At 56.6% G+C, this 19283-nt stretch carries 11 protein-coding genes; 4 read left to right on the plus strand and 7 right to left on the minus strand.

The genetic code is table 11. The features are described from left to right. Nucleotides 1-51: 51 nt before the first annotated feature. The 6 genes from M3090_RS08330 to M3090_RS08355 form a co-directional block, all read right to left on the minus strand. Nucleotides 52-3549 carry a leucine-rich repeat protein gene (locus M3090_RS08330; RefSeq protein ID WP_249055173.1) on the minus strand — a complete coding sequence of 1166 codons (3498 nt, stop codon included), beginning with the start codon at nt 3547-3549 and terminating at the stop codon, nt 52-54. A 51-nt stretch (nt 3550-3600) separates the two neighbouring features. Next, on the minus strand, nt 3601-4503 hold the full coding sequence (locus M3090_RS08335) for a fimbrillin family protein (RefSeq protein WP_249055174.1): 903 nt from the start codon (nt 4501-4503) through the stop codon (nt 3601-3603). 186 nt (nt 4504-4689) lie between these two features. Continuing rightward, on the minus strand, nt 4690-5841 hold the full coding sequence (locus M3090_RS08340) for an acyltransferase (RefSeq protein WP_249055175.1): 1152 nt from the start codon (nt 5839-5841) through the stop codon (nt 4690-4692). 187 nt (nt 5842-6028) lie between these two features. Further along, the gene (locus tag M3090_RS08345) at nt 6029-8341 is read right to left on the minus strand and encodes a GH92 family glycosyl hydrolase (RefSeq protein ID WP_249055176.1); all 2313 of its coding nucleotides are present in this window, start codon (nt 8339-8341) and stop codon (nt 6029-6031) included. A 25-nt stretch (nt 8342-8366) separates the two neighbouring features. Beyond that, nucleotides 8367-9623 (minus strand): glycoside hydrolase family 76 protein, encoded by a 1257-nt coding sequence (locus tag M3090_RS08350; protein WP_249055177.1) that lies wholly within the window; start codon nt 9621-9623, stop codon nt 8367-8369. 33 nt (nt 9624-9656) lie between these two features. Then, complete coding sequence (locus M3090_RS08355) at nt 9657-11696, minus strand: beta-L-arabinofuranosidase domain-containing protein (RefSeq protein WP_249055179.1); 2040 nt, start codon at nt 11694-11696, stop codon at nt 9657-9659. Nucleotides 11697-12146: 450 nt separating this feature from the next. Between M3090_RS08355 and M3090_RS08360 the strand changes: the two genes are divergently transcribed. From M3090_RS08360 to M3090_RS08375, 4 genes are all read left to right on the plus strand, one after another. Next, nucleotides 12147-14657: a glutaminase family protein gene (locus M3090_RS08360; RefSeq protein WP_249055181.1), complete on the plus strand. Its 2511-nt coding sequence runs from the start codon at nt 12147-12149 to the stop codon at nt 14655-14657. 530 nt (nt 14658-15187) lie between these two features. Continuing rightward, on the plus strand, nt 15188-15805 hold the full coding sequence (gene recR / locus M3090_RS08365) for a recombination mediator RecR (RefSeq protein ID WP_249055183.1): 618 nt from the start codon (nt 15188-15190) through the stop codon (nt 15803-15805). 48 nt (nt 15806-15853) lie between these two features. Beyond that, a complete protein-coding gene (locus tag M3090_RS08370) occupies nt 15854-16309 on the plus strand; it encodes a hypothetical protein (RefSeq protein ID WP_249055185.1) in 456 nt (151 codons plus the stop codon). Further along, complete coding sequence (locus M3090_RS08375; protein ID WP_249055187.1) at nt 16306-16872, plus strand: GNAT family N-acetyltransferase; 567 nt, start codon at nt 16306-16308, stop codon at nt 16870-16872. Before M3090_RS08370 ends, M3090_RS08375 begins: the two co-directional genes overlap by 4 nt. A 66-nt stretch (nt 16873-16938) precedes the next feature. Here M3090_RS08375 and M3090_RS08380 read toward each other — a convergent pair whose 3' ends face one another. Continuing rightward, on the minus strand, nt 16939-19203 hold the full coding sequence (locus tag M3090_RS08380; RefSeq protein WP_249055190.1) for an inorganic phosphate transporter: 2265 nt from the start codon (nt 19201-19203) through the stop codon (nt 16939-16941). Between the last annotated feature and the right edge of the window lie 80 nt (nt 19204-19283).

The raw sequence follows: 19283 nt of genomic DNA on the forward strand, positions 1-19283 counted from the left end.
AAAGGGTATTCGTGGCCTTGTGTATAGCATAAATTAATTCTAATGACTTACTTATTGTTTCCTTTTTTGCAGGGGGCTTCCTTTGTGTATCTGCGGCGGCAGTTGGAAGCCGTGTACGCTGCGTTCTGTCTGTGCAGCATCCAGTCCGCGTGTGGCAGCACCGGCATCTGCCTTGTCATTGGCTTTGAAGTCTTCGAAAGAGTATGCTTCGCCGGCATAGGCTTTGATACGTTTCACAATGCTTTCGCGGCTGATGGCGCTGTAATAAGGAATGTCATTGTTCATACAACTGTTTTGTTCCGAGCGGAATACGCCCCGGTTGTGCATGAAGCCGCCTTCGAAGATGTCTACGTAGTCGCTGTATTGCGGGTCGAAGATGAGGTGGCTCCAGGGCACTTCGTTCATCTTGCCGGTGAGCGAGAGGTTGTCGTACCAGCCCAAGCCTTTGGCCCAGTTGAACTCGAATACGTGTCCACAGCAGGTGCACGTGCAGAAGTCGATGAACTCGTTGTGGTAGATGTACTCGTCGCCCAGCTTGCCGAAGCCGTGGCCTCCGGCTTCATGCTGGATGACGCCGCGCGTGTCCAGCGGATAGCCGTAGGTGCTCAGGGGGCAGAAGGCGATGGCCGAACCGTCTTCCCACATCTGACAGATGCCGCCGTAGTCGGTGCTGTTGGGCACCATGATGATGAGCGACTGGTGGAGGTTGTCTTTGGTCACGGTCGTCCCCATGTCAAGTGCATATTGGAAGGCTGCGTCGTAGTCGCACTTCAGGCCCACGCCCCCCGTGTAGGTAGTCTCGAACTTGGCGTAGCGGATGGTGTTCACCGTACCGATGCCGCTTTCGGGCGATACGGCAATAGCGGTGTAGACGTTGAAATAGTCACGATAAGTAGTGTATGGCTCGATGCCGAAGAAGTTCTCCACCTGTTCCTGCATGTTCTCCATATACTTGCCTTCCGAGATATCTTTGGCATCATAACCGTCTCCCAAGAATACAAGGTTGATACCGCCGTTGTTGCCGCGCGAGGCTTTCTGTAAGGTGATGACCTCATCCTCTCCGTATTGATAATCGTATTGGCTGACGGTACACTTATGGCGATAGTCCTGGTCTTTCAGCTTGAAGACGATTTCGCCGGTGCGTGTGGCCGAGCCTTCCGGCATTTCGTGGATGGTAAGGGTTACTTCCGTCTTCTTGCTGCCTTCGTTGACAGAGAGACTGCACCAGTCGGGCATGCTTTCTACCATCCAGTCGCCTTCCGCATCAATCACGAGGTTGCGTGTACACTCGGTGTTGATGGCATTGGCAATGCTGGGGCGGCATACCAGTTCGCGGTGAGCAGCAATGCGCTTGAAGTCGCTCCAACCTGCTGCGGCTTGGTATTGCTGGATGGCACTTTCGGGCACTTCGAGGGTGAAGTTGTCTTTGGCGACACCGTTGAATGCTCCTGTCTGAACGTATGGGGGCATGGTACCTTTGCAGACGATGCTGCCGATACCGTAACAGTTGGAGAAAGCATTGTCTAATATGCTTTCCAATGATTCAGGGAATATTAAACCTTCGATAGAACGACACTCGGCAAATGCACCAGAACCTATGGTTTGTACATTTTCGGGAATGTCAAGTGTACCCATCAATCGCCAGTTGTAAGCAAAACTTTCGTTACCTATGGTTATAAGGCTTTGAGGTAATACCAACACACCAGAGAAGTCGCAGCTATAGAATGCTTTCTGACCGATAACACTTAGATTCTTGGGCAATGTCAATTCTCCTTTAAGAGGCGCGTAGTTGAATACGTCATTTTGTATGCTGGTAATTCCATCGTGCATAGTGAGTGTACCATCGAATCCTGTGTTTTGGAAAACTCCTTGGTTAAGTTGCGTTAAGCCTTGTGGTATTTCTAGATTTCCAGTTAGGTTTTTGCAGTTTTGGAATGCAAAATCACCAAGATACTCTAGATTTGAAGGCAGAATAAGGTTACCGTACAATCCGGTATTGTTTGCAAATACACGATGTCCTATGTATCTTAATTTGTTTGGAAGTTTTAGTTCACAGGTAAACTGACACTCATCAAATGCTCCTCCTATATCAACAGCCCCACCACCGCCGATATATTCTAATGTGCTGGGTAAAGTCAGTGAACCGGTGAGTGATTTGTCCCACATAAATGCGCTTGCACCTATGTGTGTCACACCTTCTGGTATATTGATGCTTCCGGTCAAATTGATGCAACTGCGGAACGCACAATCGCCAATCTTTTTCAGTTTGTCTGGCAATACAATTCGGAGCAGAGATTCTTTTTCATTTAATGCACTTTCCGGGATAATATCATCTTCATATTCCCAACTTCCATTTGGAAATTCTCCTCCTCGTCCTCCGAATTGTCCTTGCAGGCATCTGACTTCTTTTAAGTTCAGCGATTGCAAAACATCCATCGAGTCGCGCATGAAGTAGAAGTCCTGTGCGTTGATTTCCCCCGTAATCTTCAAGTTCTGCAACTTCCGGTAGTCCTTGCCTGCCGCCATGATAGAGTCTTTCAGGTGTCCAGCGCTGGACTCAATGACGATGTATTCTTTCATGGTGGCGTCGTGCGACACGTCATCGTTCTCCCATGCCGTGATGCTTTCGCTAATCAAGGTGAAGGTGTATTCACCGGTAGCTTCTTTCTTGTCTACTTTGATGGAGAAGTTGTGCATCCGGCCACTTTCGTAGGTGAAGTCTTCTTCCTTGCTGAAAGTGTAGGCAGTGCCGTCTACGGTGATGCTGAAAAGAACGGTGCCTGCGGAGATGGTTTGTGGAACGACGATGGCGCGGAAGGCGTCTTCTTTCACGTAGGGGATAGTGCCTGTCTCGCTGGCTTCTCCCGTAGCAGTTACGGTTCCGTCAGCCAAGTTGATGAGGGCGTTGCGCTTAGTATTCTTTATCAATACTTGTTTTTCCAGTCCAGCCCATTGGCCTTCGGCAAAGCCTTCGCCTTCGACGAGGGTGATGCGCGGGCTACTCATGCGGTGGCGCATGGGTAGCATGATGACGCGGTCGGTGGGGGCAATGTTGGTGGCTTTCCCCCAAAGGAAGTCGCTGGCTTCGTAGCCGCCCATGCTTGTGGTAGTGGTTTCGGTGCTTTGGTCTTTCTGCACTTCGAAAGTGTAGGCGTTGACGTCGTCGGGCGAGGCGAAGGGGTAGTATCCATAGACGTCGATGGGGGTATGTTCGTCTTTCCAGTAGACGTCGTAGGCTGAGTTCCAGCGGTTGGTGGCTTCGTCGTAGGTGTGTTTCACGTTGTCGCCCCGGTTGCCGCTGTTTTGCAGGGTGCCTGGTGTGTTTCCTTGGTAGTCTACGATGTAGACGCCTATTTCGTCGCCGTTGCAGAAGCCGTTGTCGTTGACGCGGGTGGTGGCTGTTTGGTCGATTTCGCCTGAGAGGGTGATGGGGCGTTTGTTGCCGTTGTTGCCGTAAGAATCGAACGTGTCGTCGTTGCAGGCCCAGAGGAGTGCCAGCAGCGGGAGCAGGGTCAGGCTTTTTGTGATGGTGATTCTCATGTCAGTCATATTTCAATGTTTTTAATTTCTTGTTTGCTTGGTTGCCGAGGGGAAGAGGGATTATTGTGCCACGCCGCCGTTGTCTATGCCGTCGTCTTCCCAGCCGCTGATGTCGATGTTGATGCCGGTGCTGAGTTTGCGCACGGTGACGGTGAAGGTATGGCGTTTGCCGCTGACGAAGGTGAAGCCTTTGGGCATGTGGAATGTTTCGCCGTCGATGGTGACGGTGAGGAAGTCGTCGGCTTCGGGCACGGTCTGGGGGATGATGAGTGCTTTGAAGTTATTGCCTGTGCCTCGCAGCAGGGTGACGTTGGTCGTGTGGCTGCCGGCTGTCACTGTGCCGTTGTTGAGGTCGACGGTGGCTTGGCAGGTCAGTCCGTTCAGTTGCACTTGGATGTCGGCTGTTTTCAGTTCTTCTTCGGTGAATCCGTTGCCGGGGACAATCTGTATGACGGCGCAGCTCAGAAGGTGGCGCATAGTGATGTTGACGGCATTGGCTGTGGGTTTCACGTTGTTTGCCTTGCCCCACAAGAGGTCGCTGGCCTTGTAGGCTGTCTCGCTGCTTTGGTCGGCTTTTGTTTCGAAGGGCCAGTCGGCGGGATTGTGTGGCGTGCTGTCGTAGGGGTAGTAGGCGTAGAAGTCGGCGGGGGTAGTTTCGTCTTGCCAGTAGATAGGGGTGGCAGGTGTCCACTGTCCGTTGTAGGTGAAGGCGATGTTATCGGCATGGTTGCCCGAGGGGAGCAAGGTGCCTGGTGCCGTGCCTTCGTAGTTGACGACGTAGAGGCCGATGCGGTCGCCTGTTTCGAAACTGGTATCTGTGGCTCGGCTGGCGGCGGTGATGCCGCAGCTCAGGGTGATGGGCAGCCGGTCTGGCTGTGGTTGTTCTTCGTTGCTGTCGGACGAGCATCCGGTGGCCAGGGCGGCCAGCAGCAGTGTCCAGGTCAATGTGTGAATGGTCTTCATAGAATGAATGTTTTTTATTTATTGTGCAAATTTAACCAATGCGCCAATGCCTGTCAAGTTCATAATGGTTCATTGTCTTTTTTTCTTATTTAGCCTGCCGTCTTTGGGGATGAGGCCGGTATGAAAAAGGCTGCCCTTGTGTGTGAGGGGCAGCCTTGTCGATTTCTCTAAACCGCATGTTGGCCGTTATCCTACAATGTAGATGGCCTTTCGTCCGAATATCTTCCGCAGCAGCGCCGTAATGGCCCACGAGGTGGCGAAGATGCAGACGGCCATCACCGGCACTTGCAGGGGGATGGGCAGTGAGGGGGGGGCGATGAGCAGGAAGAACGGACCTACCACGAAGTAGTGGATGATGTAGATGCCGAAACCGCAGCGAGTCATGTTCTCCAGGGCACGGACCAACCAAGCTCGGCGTACGGTGACTTGGCGAAGCAGCAGGAAGACGGCTATCGTCATGATGGCTACGTTGGGGCTGCAGAAGGTGAAGAACAGCTCCATGTCTTCTTCCGTCGAGGCGGGGTTGGCTGCGGCGGAAGAGAAACCACTGAAGGTGACGGCATAACCCAGGGCGAAGAGTACGAGGCAGATGGTGCAGGTCTTCAGTGTGCTCCATTGCAGGGCGGCGTTCTTCAGGTAGTGACCCAGAATCAGGTAGCCGTTGAAGCCGGCGAAGTAGTAGAACAGGCCGTAGGCGTTCCACGTGGCTTCGCCCAGCAGGAAGCGTACGCCAAACAGCGGGGCTACGTAGGCCTGGAGGTAGGGCAGAAAGAGAGACACGCCCCACAGGCTGAGGAAGATGCGCTTCTCTTTCTCTCCGGCTTTCTCCACCCAGGCGGAGAAGAACGGCATGTACAGGTAGAGGCCCAGCAACAGGTACATGCACCACATGTGGTTTTCCTTGAAGCTGAATTGGAACGGTATCATGGCGACATCCTTCAGTGACGCGGCGAGTGCCTGCGACTCGCTGCCTTGCACGTAGCAGAAGAAGTCGCCGATAATCTCCTTGGGCAGTCCCAGCACGCCGGTGAACCACGGGAAGAGGTTGTAGAGCACGGACCAGATGAGCATGGGAAACAGAATGCGCAGGATGCGTTTCTTGTAGAACACGCCTGCCGTCTGACGGACAGGGAGTAGCAACAGGCCGGTCATCATGGTGAACAACGGCACGGAGGGGCGGAACAGCGAACCGTAGATGGCTGCCCAGCGGGTGTATTCGGGATTGTCGCGCATGGCGGGCGAGATGTAGAACGGGTCGATGCAGTGCACGCCAATCACCATGAGCATGGCTATGAGACGGATGACGTCCAGCCATATGATGCGTTTGGTTTCGGTCATGTTTTCTTTGTTTTTGTTGAATGTGTGGAGGAAAATCTTCCTGTGTATCAGACGAGTTCTATCTCCAGCCTAAAGATGTGTATCTTTAACCTGGAGATGTGCATCTTTAGGCTGCGGATACATGTCTTCAGGCTGGAGACAGACTTTGTCTTTCGTATAAGAAGTTTTTCTGTGGAAATGAGTGTTTTTATTTTCCGGCTTGCGACAGTTCATTGGAGAAGGAGTAGGGCGCATCTTCCTTCGCAGTGCCCCGTAGGGTGTTGGGTGTGTTGCCCATCTCGAACTCCAGCGCGGCGCCGTCGGTCAGCTCTTCGTGCGTCAGGTAGTTGCGCTCGACGCTGCGTCCGTTCAGCTTCAGCGACTGGATGTAACGGTTGCTGTCGCTGTTGTCCGGGGCGCTGATGGTTACGTCCTTGCCATTCTCCAGATGCACGTCGACGTGTTTGAAGTAGGGCGTGCCCAGCACGTACTGTCCGCTGCCCGGGCAGACGGGGTAGAAGCCCAGGGCGGAGAATACGTACCATGCCGAAGTCTGGCCGTTGTCCTCGTCCCCGCAATAACCGTCGGGCGTGGGCGTGTAGAGCTTGTCCATTGTCTCACGGATGTGCTGCTGTGCCTTCCAGGGCTGGCCGGCGTAGTTGTAGAGGTAAATCATGTGTTGTACGGGCTGGTTGCCGTGAGCGTAGTTGCCCATGTTCATGATTTGCATCTCGCGTATCTCGTGTATGACGCCGCCGTAGTAGCTGTCGTCGAAGACGGGCGGCAGGGCGAACACGGAGTCGAGCATGGCTGTGAACTCGGCGTCGCCTCCCATCAGGTCAATCAGCCCCTGCGGGTCGTGGAACACCGACCAGGTGTAATGCCAACTGTTTCCCTCGGTGAAGGCGTCGCCCCACTTCAGCGGGTTGAACGGCGACTGGAATGTGCCGTCGACATTCCGTCCGCGCATCAGCTTGTGTTCGGGGTCGTACAGGTTGCGGTAGTTCAGCGCACGTTGGGCGAAGACGTCTGTCTCGCTCTCAGGCTTTCCCAAGGCTTTCCCGAACTGGTAGATGCACCAGTCGTCGTAGGCATACTCCAGCGTGCGGGCGGCGTTCTCGCGGATGCCCGTGTCGTAGGGCACGTAGCCCAGGCGGTTGTATTCCTCGTAGCCCAGGCGCCCGGTGGACGATACCTGCGGGTGTACGGCGTTGGCACCATGTACAACGGCCTGCCACAACGTCTCTGCGTCATACCCCCGCAACCCCTTCAGATAAGCGTCGGCCACCACCGAAGCCGAATTGTTGCCGACCATGCATCCGCGGTGTCCCGGGCTGGCCCACTCGGGCAGGAAACCGCTCTCCTTGTACGCATTTACCAATCCTTCCTGCATCTTCTGGCTCATGGACGGATAAAGCAGGTTCAGCAAGGGGAACAAGCTGCGGAACGTGTCCCAGAACCCCGTGTCGGTAAACAGGTAGCCCGGCAGTATCTGCCCGTTGTAGGGACTGTAGTGTATGGCCTCGCCTTTGTTGTTCAGCTCGTAGAAGCTGCGCGGAAACAATACGGAGCGATACAGGCAGGAGTAGAACGTACGCAGTTTGTCCACATTGCTGTCGGCCACTTCGATGCGTCTCAGCACCTCATTCCAACGTTGGCGTCCGGCGTCGGCCACTTCTTCCAGCGTCTTCCGGCCGATTTCTTTCTTCAGATTCAGTTCGGCCTGTTCCTGACTGATAAAGGAAGAGGCCACCCGTACGTTGACGGCTTCTCCCCGCCGGGTAGCGAAGCGTACCATCGCTCCTACGTGGTTGTCTGTCACTTCCAGCCGCGTACTGTCTGCCTGTCCGTTGGCTACGGTGTACATGCCGGCAAAGGGTTTGTCGAACTCCATTACGAAATAATTCCTGAAGTTGTCGGGCACGCCGCCGCTGTTCTTGGTCGTATAGCCTACTATCATGTTGACATTGGGCAGGATTTTGATGTGCGACCCTCCGTCGAAGGCATCGACCACCACGTAAGACTGTCCGCTCTCCGGGAAGGTAAAGCGGAAGACGGCGCTGCGCTCTGTGGGAGCCAGCTCGGTGGTTACGTCGTGGTCGGCCAGATATACTTTATAATAATAGGGCTTGGCCACTTCGCTCTTGTGCGAGAACCAACTGGCGCGTTCGTTCTGGTCGAACAGAGGTTTGCCCGTCACCGGCATGATGGAGAACTGTCCGTAGTCGTTTATCCACGGGCTGGGTTGGTGGGTCTGCTTGAAGCCCCGGATTTTGTCGGCGTCATAGGTATAAGTCCATCCGTCGCCCATGGTTCCCGTCTGTGGCGTCCAGAAGTTCATGCCCCACGGCAGGGCCACGGCCGGATAGGTGTTTCCGGTAGAAAGGGCGAACTTAGACTGTGTGCCCATGAGTGTGTTGACGTAGTCCACCGGCTCTTCCATTTCAAAAACCGGTTGGTCAGGAGTGGCGGCGCAGCCCGCCAGCAAAGCGCAAGCTGCCCAAGTCAGTAGTTTGTTCATGTCGTAAAGGTATTTTATGATTGGTTTAACGATTGCTTTCGGGCGGGAAGAGCAACATCAGCGCCGGTATGCCCGAAGCCGAATAGCTGTCCACTACCTCGTCCGGTTGCACGGGGCGGGCATAGTCGCCTCCGCACAGTTCGCGCGTCCGGTCGCGGTTACCCCATCCGGTGGCGATGGTGTGGTGCAAGAAGGGGAGGTACTTCGTCTGTCCGCAGTCGTAGACCAGCATGGCGATGTATTGCGCGAAGATGGCTGTGTAGATGCCTTGCTCGATTCCGCTTTCGAAGGGCAGAACGCCGTCTTTTTCAGACATGGGCCCCACCGTGTAGTCGGCAGCCAGTACGGCGTTGTCCAGGTAGTGGCGGTCGCCCGTTGCCTTGTACAGCAGCACGGAGCCTCCGATGAACGTTGCCTGGTTGTAGACGTGCGTCTTCCACGCGGGTTCGCCCTCGCCGTGTTTGCTGTCGGCAATGCGGCCTGTCTTCTTGTCAAACAGGTTCGCTTCGCCCCACCGGTAGATTTCTTTGGCTTTCTCCAGATATTGCTGCTTGGTCTGGTAGGCCGGCTTGGCTTCGTCGGACGGTTGGCGGTCGGCAGGCACGCAGTTGTAGAGCGTCATGGCCGCTACGACGGTGGGAAAATTGATGCAGGCCATCTTCCCGTCCGTGTCGCTGTTGTTGGGGTTCGGGTTGCGGATGGGCTGCCATTGCCAGAACATGCCTCCTTTGCGTTCGTCGTAGGAACCGGTGTCGCCCACGCGCTCCGAGCCATACCACACTCGGCGGAAGCTGGCTTCGGACAGGCGGAGATATTCTTCGTCGCCACACAGTTGGTAGGCGCGTGCCAGGGTGATGGTCCACCACTGGATGTCGTCGTAGATGAACCAACCGGTATTCTCGTTGTTGTCCTCAAAGTCGAAGCCTACGTACTGTGCCTTGTTTCCCTCGAATATTTTCCGGCTCAATGCCTTGTACTTCTTGGCCCGCTCCGTGTCGCGCAAGCGTTCGGCCAGTTGCCACGCATTCAGGGCCATGTCCCAGTACATGGGCTGGCACCAGATGGCGGCGGCACCGTTCCAGCGGTCCGTGGCGTGTTCGAACGAAGTGTTGGTCTTGTAGATGTATTTTTCGGCATCGAGCAGGTTGCGGTTAAATCCATCGTAGGCTGTCCAGACGTCGTCAAGAGTGTAGCTGCCTTGTGCCTGGGTGGCGCTGGGTATGCCAGCGGCCAGCAGTGTGGCCACGGTGCAGGCAGCGAGTAAGCGATGTTTGAGTTTCATTGTTTATGTGTGATTTGTGATTATGAATGTTGTTTATTCTTTGGCTCTGGGGAAGGCACTGATGCGCAGGCGGGCTGCCCCCATGGGGATGAGGGTGATGCTTTCCGCTTGTTCCATGAAGCTGTCTTCCATGGGAAGTACGCTGCACATGCCGGTTTCATCGGGTTGCCAGCCGGGTATGCGTCGTCCGGTGGCCTTTACTTCCAGGGGAACGCTTTCCGGGGTGAAGGGGAAGTCGTCTGCCGGCCAGGGCTTGTGTGTCACTTTCAGTCCGTCCAACGGATTCTTTTCCGGCAGGACGAGTGCGTAGTTCCACGGAGAGTCGGCGTATATCTCGGTAGTGGGCCATGCTTCGGCATCGACTCCTGCCTGCCACCGAGAGTCGAAGATGGCCGTCTCCCGGCTATCTCTCTGCACGTAGCGTTCTTTGATTTTCAGCGACAGGGTCAGCGGGCCGTAGTCCACGCTCACGCTGTGGCGGTTGACCTGCCAGGTGCGCATGCGCAGTGTCATGGGCAGGTGGAGCGTCACGACGTCGCCCTCCGTCCAAGTGCGTTCGATGCGGATGTATTGTCCGGCTGTGTCCGAAGTGCGCAGTTTTTTGCCGTTGAGTTTCACTTGGGCGTTGTCGGCCCAGGCGGGGATGCGCAGGTAGAGGGGGAAGGTCACTTCCTGCGGGGTGGAGAGACGGAGGGATATTTCTTCTTCAAACGGATAGTGCGTTTCCTGCGTCAGTGTCACGGTGGTGCCGCCTGCCACCTTTGCCCGGGTGGCGCTGGAGGCGTAGAGCACGGTGGCCAGGCCGCCGTCGGCAGTCGCCATCACCAGGTGCTCGGCATAATAGGGCCATCCTTGTGCATGGTTGTGCTGGCAGCAACGGCTGCTGAAGGGGTTCATGGAGAGGAAGGGGCCGCTGTTGTCGATGCTGGGGTGGTGGTTCTTCGAGTCGCTCACGGTGTGGTTGGGCGCGGTGATGTAGCGCAGTGCGCGGAAGTCGGGCATCACGGCCGCCGGGTAGGTGTTGAAGGCCACTTCCTCGCAGTGGTCTGCCCAGAAGGGGTCTCCGGTGATGCCCAGCATGATTTCGTCCGAAGCCATCTGCTCTACCATGCCGCAGGTTTCCACGCCTTGGCGCGGGTCGATGTAGCCCATGCGTGCGTTTTCGTCGGCGCCGAACATGCCGCCGGGCACTTGCCCGAAGGTGCGGCGTATGAGCTGGTGTGTGTTGTACGAGGCACGCAGTTGAGCCGAATCTTTGCTCAACAGATAGTTAGTGGCCGGTTCGCGGAAGCCTTGTGCGATGTTTACGTTGTGCCAGTTGGGCAGCGACGAAGGTTGCATCCAGTTGGCAGTGTTGCGGTGCAGCTTTTCGATGAGCTTCGGCAACGCGGGGTCGCCCGTGCGGTTGTACAGCCAGATGACGCTCCACATGTTGTCGCCTCCGCGGCTGTTCTCCCAGTAGTCTTTCAGGAAATCCTCGTCGGCCACGGTCAGTTGCCAGTGGAAGTAGCGTGTCATCAGGTCGATGACGCGCTCGTCACCCGTGTATTCATAATAAGATTGGAGACACCAGAGCATAATCATCTGTGCCCACAGCTCTCGCTTGCCGTTGCGCAGGTTCACCGGGCCGAAGTATCCGTCCGGTTGTTGGCTTTTGAAAGCACCTTCTATCCATGTCTTGGTCTCGGCTATCATTTTTTCGTCGCCCAAGATGTAAGCCAGGTCGCCGTAGCCCTTCAGCCAATAGGGCACTTCTTCCCAGCCGTGGTCTCCGCCGTTGGTCAGCCAAGCATTGTTATTCTTGTCCAGCCAGGCACTGATTTCGCCCAAGTGGCCGGTCAGTCCGTCGCGTTGCAACTCCAGGTATTTGCGTAGCCAGCCCTGAGGTTTTATGCTGCCCACAGGCAGTTTCAGCAGGCGGCAGGCTTGCAAGGGCGGGCGTCCGGTAGGGTAGAGGGCGGTTTGTGCGCCGGTTTCCGGGCGTGCTACGATTCGTACGGTCTGTTCTTGCGCCCAGTTTTTCGTGCACAAGATAAATAGAAACAGGTAAATGAATGAAAGTGTTCTCTTCATAATGGTACTTATATACAGGTTGTGTAAGTGTGTCTTAACTTCTATGATGGAAACACGCTGTATGCCAGTAGAGTTTCGTACACAGGCAAGGAACCGGCCCTGTCTCCCGCAAGAAGCGTCGTTCTTGCGGACAAAGGCCACGGCTCTTCTTCGGGATGGCCTTCTTTTGGAAGTGTCCTGCTGTTGATGTACAAAGGTGCGATTTTTTTTGTATTGGGTATGTCATTTCCTGCTTAAAAAATGAGAAATAGGGGCTGAAGCCTGTTTCTCCGTATTTTTCCGGCAGAAAAAGACCGGCATTGTGCGAATTGACGGGATTTTTGCATTATTTGACCGATGTTTGATACGCGCATACTCCTTTTTCTTCCTACTTTTGCAAGTGGTGCAGGGCGTAGGCTTTCTACGGATGCTGCGCTGTTTATTACTAATTTTTATACTTATCTTTTTAACATGAAAAGGACAAAACTCTTCACGGCTCTCATGGCCGTTGGCTTGTTGTGTCAAGCGCAAGCACAAGACGACAACCTGTTTACGCCGGTTGTACAGACAGAACTACGGGCACCTTCCGTGCCTCTTGTTACTTCCGACCCTTATTTTTCCATCTGGTCGCCTTACGACAAACTTTATGACGGTATTACGACGCACTGGACCGATGCCGAGTATCCGTTGGTGGGTGCCGTGCGTGTAGACGGCACGGTTTACCGCTTCTTGGGCAAGGTGAACCTGGAAACGTTGTTGCCCATGGCCGGCATGGATGCCTGGGAAGGGGCCTATACGTTCCAACAACCCGAAGGGCAATGGACGGAGACGGACTATGATGATGCGGGCTGGAAACGAGGAAAAGGAGCGTTCGGAACGCGCGAGCAGCAGGCTGTCGGCACGGAATGGACGACGGAAGACATCTGGGTGCGCCGCGAGTTTACTCTCGACCAGGTGCCGCAGAAGGATGTGTGGCTGAAGTATTCGCACGACGATGTGTTCGAACTCTACTTGAATGGTGAGAAGCTGGTGGCCACGGACTACAGTTGGAACAACAACGTGCGCCTGAAGCTGAGCGAGCAGGCTGTCAAGAAGTTGCGCAAGGGGAAGAACGTCATTGCCGCGCATTGTCACAATACGACGGGCGGCGCTTACGTGGACTTCGGCATCTTTGTTCCCAACAGCCAGACGGCGGCTTACGAAAGGACGGCCGAGCAGACGTCGGTCTGTGTGCTGCCTACTTCGTCCTACTATGCCTTTACGTGCGGTCCGGTAGAGTTGCGGGTGGTCTTCACGGCTCCCGTGCTGATGGATGACCTCGACCTGATGTCGACGCCTATCAATTACGTGTCGTACGAGGCACGCTCGCTGGACAAGAAGCAGCATGACGTGCAGTTGTATTTTGAAACTACGCCTCAACTGACCATCAACGAGCCGACGCAGCCGACCGAGGCCCGGACGTTGCGCCTGGGAGGACTGGAGTATGTGACGGCAGGTTCCATCGACCAGCCCTACACCGAGCGTCGTGGCGACCAGGTGTGCATCGACTGGGGGTATCTCTACCTGACGGGTGCCGGGCGCCAGTCGGACGTATGTCTAGGTGATTATAATCGTACGAAGGCGGTGTTTGCCCGCGAAGGTCGTCTGCCGCAGGGCGAGAGCAAAAGGGTGACACGCCGTGCGCAGGACTTGCCGGCCATGGCTTATGCGGACAACCTGGGCCGGGTGAGTGCCGAGGGGCGCAGTGGTTTCCTGATGCTGGGTTACGACGATGTGTATGCGTTGGAGTATATGTTCCAGCGGCGTATGGCGTATTGGAAGCACGGGGGACGCGTCAGTATCTTCGACGCTTTCGAGCGTGCGCGTGACAACTATGCTTCTGTCATGCAGCGATGCCGCGACTGGGACCGCATGATTATGGACGATGCCCGGAGGGCCGGCGGGCAGAAGTATGCTGAAATTTGCGCTGCGGCCTATCGGCATGTCATAGCTGCCCACAAGTTGTTCGAGGACGAGCAGGGCAATCTGCTCTTTTTCTCCAAGGAGAACAACAGCAATGGCTGCATCAACACGGTGGACTTGACGTATCCGTCTGCCCCGCTGTTCCTCTGCTACAACCCGGAGTTGTTGAAGGGGATGATGACAAGTATCTTCGAATACAGCGCATCGGGCCGGTGGAACAAGCCTTTTCCGGCGCACGACTTGGGCACGTATCCCGTGGCCAATGGGCAGGTGTATGGCGGCGACATGCCGATTGAGGAAGGCGGGAACATGGTCATCCTGGCGGCAGCCATCGCAAAGATGGAGGGAAATGCCGGGTATGCGAAGCGGTACTGGGACTTGTTGACGCTCTGGACTGACTACCTGGCCGAGAACGGGCAGGATCCTGCCAACCAGCTTTGCACCGACGACTTCGCCGGACACTGGGCGCATAACGCCAACCTCTCCATAAAAGCCATCATGGGCGTGGCCGGATATGCCGAGATGGCCCGCATGTTGGGCATGGATGAGGTGGCCGACAAGTATGCTGAAAAAGCCCGCCAGATGGCCGTGAAGTGGGAGCAGGACGCGCGCGACGGCGACCACTATCGCCTGGCGTTCGACCGACCGGGTACGTGGAGCCAGAAGTATAACATCGTGTGGGACAAGATGTGGGGACTGAACATCTTCCCGAACAACGTCATCGAGAAGGAGCTTGCCTATTACCTGACCCGGCAGAATACTTACGGACTGCCGCTGGACAGCCGCAAGGAATACACGAAGTCCGACTGGATTATGTGGACGGCGGCCATGAGCAGCGATCGGGAGACGTTCCAGAAGTTCATCGACCCCTTATATAAATATGTGGACGAGACTACCTCGCGCGTGCCCATCAGCGACTGGCACCACACGGACAGCGGTCAGTGGGTCAGCTTCCGCGCCCGCTCCGTCATCGGTGGTTACTGGATGCAGGTGCTGATGCAGAAGATGCAGGAGCGCTGACTTGTGCGGGGGGGTGCCTGCCGGGCTGTCCGGCGGGCATCCCCCGTGTTTCCGGCGGACATCATGCGTGTTACGGTTGTGTATCATGCCTGGTGCCCGCCGGTATCATGCCTGCTTTCCGCCTGTATCACGCATGTTACCGGTTTGCATCACGCGTACTTTCCGCCTGTATCACGCATGTTACCGGTTTGCATCACGCGTACTTTCCGTCTGCATCATGCGTGTTACTGGTTTGCATCACGCGTACTTTCCGTCTGCATCACGCGTGTTACCGATTTGCATCACGCGTGAAAGGGTTCTGACATCACGCGTGTTTTGGTTTGTTAATAGGCGTGATGTCAGATGGACTTCACGCGTGATGTCAGACAGCCGCTGGCGTGATGTCAGACACACCCCCACAGTGCCCCTGCCGGACCCCTGCTGCGGCTCCTCCCACACCGCCGTAACTTTCCGCCAGCCGGAGGGCAGGAGTGTAGCCGAATCTCATTTTTTTCCACTATCTTTGCCCCGCGAAAACGTATAGACAGAAGATGAACGAACAATTCCCATCCGTACTGCTCGAACGAGCCGTCTCCGAATTTGCCAAGCTGCCTGGCATCGGCCGCAAGACCGCCATGCGCCTGGTGCTCCACCTGCTCCGCCAGGACCTCGGCGCGGTAGAAGCCTTTGCCGGCGCCGTCACCACGCTGAAACGCGAGGCCAAGTTCTGCCGCGTGTGCCACAACATCTCGGACACGGAGACCTGCCGCATCTGTGCCGATCCCCGGCGCGACGCCTCTACCGTGTGCGTAGTCGAAAACATCCGCGATGTCATGGCCGTCGAAGCCACCCAGCAGTACCACGGCCTCTACCACGTCTTGGGCGGAGTCATCTCGCCCATCGACGGCATCGGCCCCGGCGACTTGCAGATAGAAAGCCTCGTGCAGCGCGTCAAGTCTGGAGGTGTGTCCGAGGTCATACTGGCTCTGAGCACGACGATGGAAGGCGACTCGACCAACTTCTACATCTACCGCAAACTGGCACCCACCGGCGTACGCCTCTCGGTCATCGCACGCGGCATCGCCGTGGGCGACGAGCTGGAATATGCCGACGAAGTGACCCTGGGACGCAGCATTGTCAACCGCACCCCCTTCCAAGGTAATCTCTGACATACGCGCATCTCCATCCCTGACAACCTATCAAAAAACCTTCACATCATGCAAGAACAAATCCGTAAGACCGTCATCTACCTCAAGGCCCTCCACCTCCTCTGCTGGTTGCTCCCTCTGCTGGCCGGCATTTGGGCCGAAGCCGGCGCCCCGTGGACCGGCCTCCTGGCCGCCGACACACGCCTGGAATACATCGTCGAAACCGCTCTCATCCTGCTCACCATCGCCTGTGTGCCCCTCGCCTTGAAACTCTTTGCCTGGGTGATGGTCAGGCAGATAGACACCGCCGACTTCCGTCGCGCCCTCCGTCTTTACACCCGCTGGAACACCGTTCGTGCCCTTCTTCTCCTCCTGCCCGCCCTGGGAGGCTTTGTGGCTTACGGCCTTCTGCTCAGCAACACCTGCCTGCTCTGCGGGCTGATAGCCCTCGTGGCCATGCTCTTCTGTGTACCCGGCACGCAACGCCTGCAACGCGAGTTGCACATCGACCCTTCCGACGAATGACCGCCTCCGTCCCCTTTCTTTCCGGTGCCGATGTCCGCCTCCGCGCCCTCGAACCCGAAGACCTCGACTTCATCTACCGGATGGAGAATGACCCCGCACACTGGGCGATGACCGACTTCACCGTGCCCTATTCACGCTACGCCCTCCGGCGTTACCTGGCCGACTCGCGCAACGACCTGTTTGCCGACCGCCAACTGCGCTTGGTCATCGTGCAGCAATCTACCGGTGCCTCCGTCGGCCTCATCGACCTGTTCAACTACGAACCCATGCACGCCCGGGCCGAAGTCGGCCTGCTTGTCTGCGAAGGCTATCGGGGGTTGGGCTATGCCACGCAAGCACTGCGCCTGCTGTGCGACTACGCCTTCCGTTTTCTCTCCCTGCACCAACTGGCCGCCTATGTCTCTTCTGATAACCTGCCCAGCCTCCACGTGTTTCATGCCTGCGGCTTTTCCGAGTGCGGGCTGCTGCGCCAATGGTGGCGTGTAGGCGGTGCATACCGCGATGTGCTACTGCTGCAATGCCTGGACGAATCCTGCCCAACAAGCACGGCGCCCACCCCGTAAAGGGCAGGCGCCGTCGTCTTACACAATAAGCTGAGTGATATAGAATCTGCAAATAGACCGTGCTTCTCAGCGCGGCTTTTCTTCGTTGTCTTCCGCCTGGAACTTGCGGCTTACCTTCAGCAAGTTGGTGGTGTAAGTCACCACGTTCTGGGCTTCCTGAATCATGGTCAGGTAGACCATGCTCACCTTGATGCTTCCGCTTTGGCTTTGGATGCGTTGCAGTTCGCCGCGTTTCAGGTGCGAGAGTTGCCCGTTCAGTTCGTTGGCCTTGCGTATGATGTCCGTCAGGTTGTTGTAGTCATTGTCGCTGACGGCCTGTTTGCTGGTCTGCAGCAGGTTGGTGATGTCCTCGCTCACGTCGCCGAACTCGCCTTTCTGTATGGCATCCAGGGGTTTGAAGTTGTTGTCGATGTGCTCCAGGCAGGGTTCGCACAGGCGTCCGATGCTGTACACCAGTTCGCTGGCGAAGTCATTGCCCTGGAAGTAGTAGAGTCCCTTGTCCAGCACGGTGTTGTTATCCAGGCGCGACATGGCCAGGGTGCCGGTGCGCTTCATCTGCTTGACCAGTTGCTTCTCGAACTTCACCGAGCCCATGGAGCGGCGCAGTCCGCGCAGGTTCTCGTGCAGGAAGGAGGTGACGGTGCGTTCGAAGTTCTCTTCGGTGAAGGCCAGCACCTTGCCCAGCTCTTCGCGGGTGTGTTGGCGCAGCAGGCGGAGCACTTCGTCGTTGTTCTCGCTCTGCATGATTTGCCGGACGGTGTCTTGTGCCTGTACTTTCTGCTTGCGCTTCTTGTACATCACCTGGCTGTGGACAAGCGAGTAGATGGCGATGGCGATGAGGATGATGATGGCCACGGCGCTTCCGTAGTGGATGAACAGGGTGACGAAGAAGCAGATGGTGAAGGCGGCGCCTGCCGTGATGAACCAACCGCCGATGACGCTCAGCACGCCGGTGATGCGGTAGACGGCGGAGTCACGCCCCCAGGCGCGGTCGGCCAGCGAGGTACCCATGGAGACCATGAAGGTGACGTAGGTGGTGGACAGCGGCAACTTCAGCGAGGTGCCCAAGGCGATGAGCAGGGAGGAGAGCACGAGGTTGACCGAGGCGCGTACGAGGTCGAAGGCGGCGCCATCTTCCAGTGTCAGTTCTTCCTTGCGGAAGCGGGTGTCGAGCCACGCTTTGGTGCGTTCGGGGGTTATCTTGCTGATGCCGTTGGCCAGGTTCATGCTGTAACGCACCAGGCGGCGGGCGATGGGGGTGGAGCCGAAGCCTTCTTCACCCTCGTCCTGGCGGGCCAGGGAAACTTCGGTCTGGATGACGTTGTGTGCTTTCTTCGACGTCCACAGGGCGTAGACCATGACGCAGCCGGCGGCCACGAGGAAGTACCACGGCGTCTTGGCCGAGCCGAGCAGCGAGCCCATCAGCCAGCCGTCGGTGCCGGCGGCCTGTCCGTTGGCCATGTAGTCGGTGTAGGCGTCATAGCCGGCCAGGGGCACACCGATGAAGTTCACCAGGTCGTTGCCGGCGAAGGCCAGGGCCAGGGCGAAGGTACCCATCATCACGACGATTTTGAACACATTCACCCGGCACCAGTGCAGTATCTGCATCAGGATGGTGAAGAACACGAACAGCCCGACCATGATGAGCAGCGAGTGCTGGTGTATCCAGTCGTTCACCTCGGCCGTCATGAACGAGCTGTCCTTCAGGCCCTTGATAAGCATGAAGTAGATGATGCTCGTGGCTGCCACGCCGCCGAAGAGGGCGATGCTGTACTTCAGGTGCTTCTTGTAGTTGTAGGTGAAGATGACGCGTGCGATGTACTGCACCAGCATGCCGAAGAAGAAGGCGATGGCTACGGAGACGAAGATGGCCATGATGACTTGCAGGGCCTTGTCCGTGTTGATGAGTTGTCCCATCGAATAGGCGTCGCCGCCGCCCAGGGTCTTGACCAGGGCCAGGGCAAACGTGCCGCCCAGCAGCTCGAACACCATCGAGACCGTGGTCGAAGTGGGCAGGCCCATCGTGTTGAATACGTCCAGCAGGACGACGTCGGTCAGCATCACGCCAAGCAGGATGCACATCACCTCGTCGAAGTAGAAGAACTGCGGCTGGTAGATGCCGTGTCGCGCGATGTCCATCATGCCGTTACTCAGCGAGGCGCCTATGAAGACGCCTATGCTGGCCAACACGAGCATGGTTCGGAACGATGCCGCCTTGGAGCCGACGGACGAGTTGAGGAAGTTTACCGCATCGTTGGCAACGCCCACCAGCAGGTCGAACACGGCCAGCACGGCGAGGAACAGCACGATGCACAAATACATTGTTTCCATAAGTAATATAAATAATGTGTGATTCTATGTGTCTCAGCTTTTCGCTTGCAAAGGTCGGGAACGCGTGTTACACTCTCTTG

This window comes from Bacteroides sp. ET71 (genome assembly GCF_023336905.1).
Lineage (GTDB): Bacteria > Bacteroidota > Bacteroidia > Bacteroidales > Bacteroidaceae > Bacteroides.

Coding starts and splice junctions, on each gene's coding strand:
- M3090_RS08330 (WP_249055173.1), bottom strand. CDS start 3,549: ATGACTGACATGAGAATCACCATCACAAAAAGCCTGACCCTGCTCCCG.
- M3090_RS08335 (WP_249055174.1), bottom strand. CDS start 4,503: ATGAAGACCATTCACACATTGACCTGGACACTGCTGCTGGCCGCCCTG.
- M3090_RS08340 (WP_249055175.1), bottom strand. CDS start 5,841: ATGACCGAAACCAAACGCATCATATGGCTGGACGTCATCCGTCTCATA.
- M3090_RS08345 (WP_249055176.1), bottom strand. CDS start 8,341: ATGAACAAACTACTGACTTGGGCAGCTTGCGCTTTGCTGGCGGGCTGC.
- M3090_RS08350 (WP_249055177.1), bottom strand. CDS start 9,623: ATGAAACTCAAACATCGCTTACTCGCTGCCTGCACCGTGGCCACACTG.
- M3090_RS08355 (WP_249055179.1), bottom strand. CDS start 11,696: ATGAAGAGAACACTTTCATTCATTTACCTGTTTCTATTTATCTTGTGC.
- M3090_RS08360 (WP_249055181.1), top strand. CDS start 12,147: ATGAAAAGGACAAAACTCTTCACGGCTCTCATGGCCGTTGGCTTGTTG.
- recR (WP_249055183.1), top strand. CDS start 15,188: ATGAACGAACAATTCCCATCCGTACTGCTCGAACGAGCCGTCTCCGAA.
- M3090_RS08370 (WP_249055185.1), top strand. CDS start 15,854: ATGCAAGAACAAATCCGTAAGACCGTCATCTACCTCAAGGCCCTCCAC.
- M3090_RS08375 (WP_249055187.1), top strand. CDS start 16,306: ATGACCGCCTCCGTCCCCTTTCTTTCCGGTGCCGATGTCCGCCTCCGC.
- M3090_RS08380 (WP_249055190.1), bottom strand. CDS start 19,203: ATGGAAACAATGTATTTGTGCATCGTGCTGTTCCTCGCCGTGCTGGCC.